We start from the raw sequence: 6000 nt of genomic DNA on the forward strand, positions 1-6000 counted from the left end.
CTAGGTGCAATCAGAGAACGGCATTGAAACAAGCAAAGTGGCAAAAGTGCGTTAGCTAAAAACGAATGCTGAATGACAGCTTTATGCGCGTGAACGAGACTTACCGAGAGTGATTCAATAGAACTTTTAAACACCTCTGGCCAAAAAATACTGGACATGCCACACGTTGACTGTACCTCTTTTGCTGATTGTTATATTCCATCTTTACTTTGGTACGTATTGAGCGTTTTAATAAAAAACAGAACTGTAATTGCGCCTAGCATTACAGATGGCAAGTAAAAGAGCCAAGAGAAATGTTCAAATACAGCCGTAATGTGTGTGGATGGCAGCGAGCTTAAACCACGTGCCCACATAGCTGCCTTGTATGAACAGAATGCCAATAATGCCGTGACGACGGCGCCAATCTGCCAAAAGTATCCAGTGAATTCAAAGAGCTGTTCGAATGTAGAATTTCTGCATCCCATGCAATTTAGTCCTTAGTGTTCAACGATTGAGTTTAGCTAATTTTTTGCAGCTTTGGAATTGCTTCTCGCTCGCCACTACTATCATGGTAGAAAGTTAACCTCTCCAGTAATTATGGATACTTTGAATCATAAATAAAATTTGATCAATAAGAACGAGGTTTACACTTTTATTTAGTAAGCACAGTAACAAGCTTTTGGCAGAAATTGCTTAGGATAATCGCTCTAACACTTACCAAGCCAAATCATGCAAACTTAATACGCCACCTTTAACTAAGTCTGCATTGATCCAATATGATAATAAGATCGATTCATTTAGGGCATACCCCAAGCAAACTAGCCACATCTCATTGCTAATAGGTTCGCTATATATTGATTTTAAACCCTACTCGCACTAGCATCGTAAACCACATCCTAAAAACACCAAATGAGGCAAAATGTTTATTCGGGCCTACCTGCGCGCATCAACAGATGAACAAGATGCCAATCGAGCTAGAAATGAGTTGGTTCAATTTTCAGACAGTAAAAATGTTCGCATAGCCAGTTTTTATACTGAGACGCAATCAGGGGCGAAAATTGAACGGCCTGAACTTGGGCGCTTAATCATGGACTCTCACCCTGGCGATGTTTTACTCATAGAAAAAGTCGATAGATTGTCTCGCCTCCCCTTCGAGCAATGGAAGGTCCTAAAAAGTAAATTGGTAAAAGCTAATATTCATATTGTGGTCGTTGACCAGCCAATGACACATGGGATCTTAAGTGGCACAGAAGAACATACCATGATCGCAAAGGTACTGACTGAGTTCATGATTGATTTAGCCGCGGCAATGGCCAGAGATGATTACGAGACAAGAAGAAAGCGACAAGCGCAAGGCATCGAAAAGGCCAAAACCTTAGGAAAATACCTTGGACGTCAGCCTAACCATGGATTGAGGCAAAATATTCGGTTACTACTCGATGAAGGGAAAAGCTGGTCACAAGTGCAGAGTCTGCTTAAATGCAGTCGTTCTACCATTGCCAAAGCAGCTAAGTTGAATGAGCTAAAAACCGATGAATCAATTCTCTAAAGATTTGATTCATTCTAAGGCAAAAAAAATGCCCCGTTGGAAGGAAGATACGGGGCGAAATGGGTCTGTTTTAAGGCCAGCTTGAATCAGTCTGGTGTAGAGTGATTCACTGGCTCATTTTTGGACAGAATCGACTTAGAGTGTTAACTCCAAGTCATTCTCTTTGGATAACCATTATTTGGGCAAAGCGAACTAGACGATATTTTGGCAAAAACTTTAACGGCACTGGGCAAGAAATTGCGCTATGCCTCTTTTTTATCAACAAGTCCCCAGAGTTCAGCAAGATCAACATCATCACTAGCAGGGCGGCTTTCTTTGCTCTCGATGTAATCTACCTGCATTACAATCGGTAAATCGAAAGCAGTGCCAGTTACAACACATGCTCCTTTAGATAGGTTCGGTATCAAACTTTTAGACATTCGATCTAGCGTGCTAATCGTATTGTCTATCAGGAACAAGTCCTTGTCATTGACAAGCCTATGGATAAAAAAGTTGTGAAGCTGAGACATTATCGTTGGTGAAATGTCTGCTGGTCTTTGACTTGATAGTGTCAGATACATCCCAAATTTGCGCCCCTCTTTGATGATCTCTTCGAACATCTCCAGCCTGTAATCTTTCCAGATCTCATGCTCACGATTTGACTGTTGCGACAAAATGTTATGTGCTTCATCAATGATGAAGTGCAAAGTATTTTTAGGGGGCGTATCGACATTATCTCTGTGTTCTTGATAAAACATCTTCGCCAACAGCAAAGGTACAATTTTCTTAGTTGCTTGATTACATCCTCTCAATGAAACAACATTCAGTAGCTTGAACTCATCTTTTACATTTTCTTTGATGATAAAGATTTTCCGTAGATCATTCACAGAGCTTTCAACTCTCTTCAAAAGAGGTTGAATATGTTCGAATTGAATATGCCCATATGATAAATCTCTAAGCAATTGAACGTTAATCCTCACTACCAGTTCATCTAGTGCGTCAATTTTTGATATATCTAAACCATTTAAGATTGGTCTTAGATTGCGATCAAAATCCGCCGTTGTATCAAAAAAATCCCAGGTTGCTGCCCCTGCAACTTTGCACGCAAACTTTGAATTATTACCATACCAAAATATGCCACTTAATTTATCTTTCAGAGGGGTGCTAGAAAGGTGCTCTGCGATTACTCTAAGATGGACCAAGGAATCTCTATTTTGTGCTGGATTGACAAAGCATAAGTAAAACGTTCCTATAATGTAGTCCTTTAAGCTGTCACCTTTATCTTTGTCTTTTTTCCTTCGCTCAATAACACGGTTGATAAACGGTGTCTGTGTGTTCGAAGTTGCCTGAAATAACAAGGCTAAGATTTCAGTATTCCAAAGCTGATCACTAGCCAACGGCAACTTTTCACCTACTTTTTTACCAGTACTTAGGTTGAATGTTCTCTTATTGTCAGGATCCTTGATAAGTTGGTTACCAGTGTATTCACCGTTAAAATCAATTAAGAGAAACTGACTTTTATCTTTCAGATTTTCTTCAAAATTGGAAAATAACTCAGTATAAAGCCTAGTGAGCGTGTTGGATTTACCACTACCAGTGTTGCCAAAAATACCAATGTGGCTATTAAAAACCTTGTTCCAAGGAAGCGAAACAGGTAAGTCCTCTTTCAACATTTTTCCAATATTGAATGTTCCATCTGTTCCCTGACTAAAAATGCTGACCACTTGGCGCTCGTTGAGCAAGTAAGATTTGTCTTTGATCATCGGCATTAGTTTAATACCGTCTTTGAACTTACTCCGTTCAAAGTAGCCTATGGGTTTGGCTTCTACCTTGCGGATATATTGAATTTTGTTGTCTTCTAGTTCAAATCGTTTCTCATCTAGATATTCACCCTCAATGATGCACACAATGGTGCAAAAGCCACGCTTAACGCCAATATATTCACGTATAGAAACACCCCTGTACTTCTTTCCATCGTGATACATAGTTTCTAAGCTTGATTCATCATAGATGCGTAGAGTGACTTGAGTACCTCGAACCGAAACGACTTCACCGACGTTAATACTCATTTAGTCATCATCCCTAAGTAAATCAGCATTGAATACTTCTTTGTTGAACTTAGTGAAGTCTAAACTTTCACCGTCGAAATTGATTAATGTAACGTTTTTGTAACCACCAAAGTAGCCATACATAGTTTCATGCTCTTTGTCATTAAAGCAACAAACGAATACTTGTAGTTTGTGGTTAGACAGTGAACGTTTAATCAAGTTACGGATGTGCTCGTCAGCGAACGAAAAAGCGAAACTAATTAAAATCGAATTTTTATCTTCCAAATGATAACTGAGCAAGCGAAGCATTTGGTAATAATGTTCCTCAAAGACAGTTTCATGAAACTTCCACTTAGTTGGGTTGACAATAGGGAGCTTATCGTAAGAATTCCAAAAAGCAGCTCGGATGCCTTCATTAATCTCCACCTTAAGGTCGAGTAAATCTTGTGTTGTTTTGGTTTCATCATTCAGAATTTCACTTAGCTGCTTAAGGCTGTCGCGAGCTTCTTCTGGAATTACCACAGCAGTATCAAGGAAATTGTATTCTACCTTGATAGTGTCCTTTAATTTACGCCAATAAGCAGAGCCATGCAGATTGATAAAGTTGATTTGTGGTATATCAGATGAGTTTCGTCCGAATACCCCTGATTGACAAACGTAATTATTGAAGTTGCGTGCTGATAGGGTTCTTTCGAGGAAGCCACTTGATCCGTCATTGATGTTGAATTCAAGATTCCCTTTCTTAATCATCTTGTCTGCTACTAATGGTACACAGCCATCGTAGTTAGTAGTGAAAAGGTTACAACGTCTTTGAAAGTCACTCTTCTGTTGTAACAGCCTTACGATAGAGTCAATGAAAATTTCATAATTTCCGATAGTCTCTTTTCTTAGTTCTATTTTTTCACAGACCTTACACTGATCGTCGTTCGTACATTCTTCATCATGAGGAATATGGATGTCACTCAGCTGAAACTTACATACTGGCTCGATAATGTTTTCGTAGTAGTACATAAACAGCAAAGTGTGATGACTCTTATACTGATCCCCAAGCTGATCTAGCTTAGTTGCGAGCGTTTCAATCGTTTCGTTCTTTTTTTCATCATCTGAGTCTTTGAGGGGCAGCCATAGCGTCGGAAATAGACCACTGGAGGCTCCTGCACCGATAAGAAAGTTAAGTTTGTGTTGGTAGATTTCGTTTAAAGGTATAGTTGCCATTTAGACTTGTTACTGAATTGATAAACGTATTTTTCATAGTAAATCTATTAGATAAACTCAGTCAAAGAGTAGCGTGAATAAATGGTGTATATATCCGCTGAAACACGGAATGGGGCAAAAATTAGTTATCCCGAAACTGCAAAAATGACGGCGTTCAGCCCGCAAACCAGACTAGGCAAGAGTGATTCAGATAGGGGCAATTTAAAGGCCCAAGAAGGGCCTTTAAATAATTTTAGTGAGCGGCAAGGGCTGCGTAGATTTTAGGATCTTGCTGAATCGTCGCAAGCACTTTAGCTGCTAATCCTGCAGGATTGCGGCGTTTACCTTCCCAACTTTTAACTGTGTCTACACTGACCCCCATCGTGGCAGCAAATTCGGCCTGCGTCACTTTAAGCAGATCTTCACGGATTGACTTAACATCAGCAACTTCATAACGAGTTACTCGAGCGGGCTTTTTGAGACCATGATGAATTTCTACCGCTTCTTCAAGGGAGGCTTGAAGTTCGTTAAATATACTCATTTGCTCTCTCCTTTAAGTGATTGAACGATTAGTTTTAATTTGGCCTTTTCTTCCGCAGTTAGACTATCTTTAACTGCTTTTGGATAAGCGAGCACCAGGTAAATTTTATCGGCCAGAGCAAGGACATAGAGCACTCGTATACTGCCACTCTTCCCTTTGTTGCCTACAGCCATTCTAACCTTTCGTAGGCCACCTGTACCTTTGATCATATCGCCTTTATCCGGCTGAGCAATAAGCTCTGCTTGCAAATCCTTTAGTTCGTCATCTGTTGCAAGTTCCTTGATCTGTCTTGTAAAGATCGAGGTTTCGACAAACTCAATAGCATAGCTCACTAATTAAAATCCTTATACCCCAAGGTGTACATTGTACACCTTAAGAATATGGTAATCAACACAGCGTTATTTGCCATTTTTTTGATACCACACACTCGTCAAGACTGCTTTATTGAATCACTCTGTATTAGAGTGATTCACTCGCTCATTTTTGACAACGCCCGCATTTGCGGCTGATTTGGAGCGCAGCGGAAAACCAGTATCAACATGCGTTTGTTAGGGCTAAAAGACTGACTTATTGAGGATGACATTTGCATCATAACCCGTACTAAAAGGACGGAGTTCCTCATAAATTGCTTTAGCTAAGTCTGAAACTTCATTTGTAAGAATTTCTAATGCTTCAGTCTTATTTTCTTCATTAAATATTTTTCGGCTACC

Annotated in this window: 5 protein-coding genes; 1 reads left to right on the plus strand and 4 read right to left on the minus strand. The window is 39.7% G+C overall.

Annotated elements, in window-relative coordinates; all coding sequences use genetic code 11:
- Positions 1–898 precede the first annotated feature (898 nt).
- The gene (locus tag L5L97_RS20445; RefSeq protein WP_011979483.1) at positions 899–1528 is read left to right on the plus strand and encodes a recombinase family protein; all 630 of its coding nucleotides are present in this window, start codon (positions 899–901) and stop codon (positions 1526–1528) included.
- Between the two features lie 242 nt (positions 1529–1770).
- On the opposite strand, the gene L5L97_RS20450 is transcribed toward L5L97_RS20445, so the two are convergent.
- The 4 genes from L5L97_RS20450 to L5L97_RS20465 all read right to left on the minus strand — a co-directional run bounded on the left by L5L97_RS20450 (position 1771) and on the right by L5L97_RS20465 (position 5622).
- Positions 1771–3576 (minus strand): ATP-binding protein, encoded by a 1806-nt coding sequence (locus tag L5L97_RS20450; RefSeq protein ID WP_263183776.1) that lies wholly within the window; start codon positions 3574–3576, stop codon positions 1771–1773.
- Positions 3577–4770 carry a hypothetical protein gene (locus tag L5L97_RS20455; protein ID WP_263183779.1) on the minus strand — a complete coding sequence of 398 codons (1194 nt, stop codon included), beginning with the start codon at positions 4768–4770 and terminating at the stop codon, positions 3577–3579.
- Positions 4771–5002: 232 nt separating this feature from the next.
- Entirely contained in the window at positions 5003–5290 is a 288-nt protein-coding gene (gene nadS, locus L5L97_RS20460) for a NadS family protein (RefSeq protein ID WP_011074394.1), read from the minus strand.
- Positions 5287–5622, minus strand: coding sequence for a type II toxin-antitoxin system RelE/ParE family toxin (locus L5L97_RS20465; RefSeq protein ID WP_411568961.1), 336 nt, complete (start codon positions 5620–5622; stop codon positions 5287–5289). The genes nadS and L5L97_RS20465 overlap by 4 nt, the downstream gene beginning before the upstream one ends.
- Positions 5623–6000 lie beyond the last annotated feature (378 nt).

It is taken from the genome of Shewanella sp. SM71, from assembly GCF_025653905.1.
GTDB lineage: Bacteria > Pseudomonadota > Gammaproteobacteria > Enterobacterales > Shewanellaceae > Shewanella > Shewanella oncorhynchi.

What these genes read in the sequence shown, in the direction of transcription:
- L5L97_RS20445 (WP_011979483.1), top strand. Translation starts at nt 899, where the DNA reads ATGTTTATTCGGGCCTACCTGCGCGCATCAACAGATGAACAAGATGCC.
- L5L97_RS20450 (WP_263183776.1), bottom strand. Translation starts at nt 3,576, where the DNA reads ATGAGTATTAACGTCGGTGAAGTCGTTTCGGTTCGAGGTACTCAAGTC.
- nadS (WP_011074394.1), bottom strand. Translation starts at nt 5,290, where the DNA reads ATGAGTATATTTAACGAACTTCAAGCCTCCCTTGAAGAAGCGGTAGAA.
- L5L97_RS20455 (WP_263183779.1), bottom strand. Translation starts at nt 4,770, where the DNA reads ATGGCAACTATACCTTTAAACGAAATCTACCAACACAAACTTAACTTT.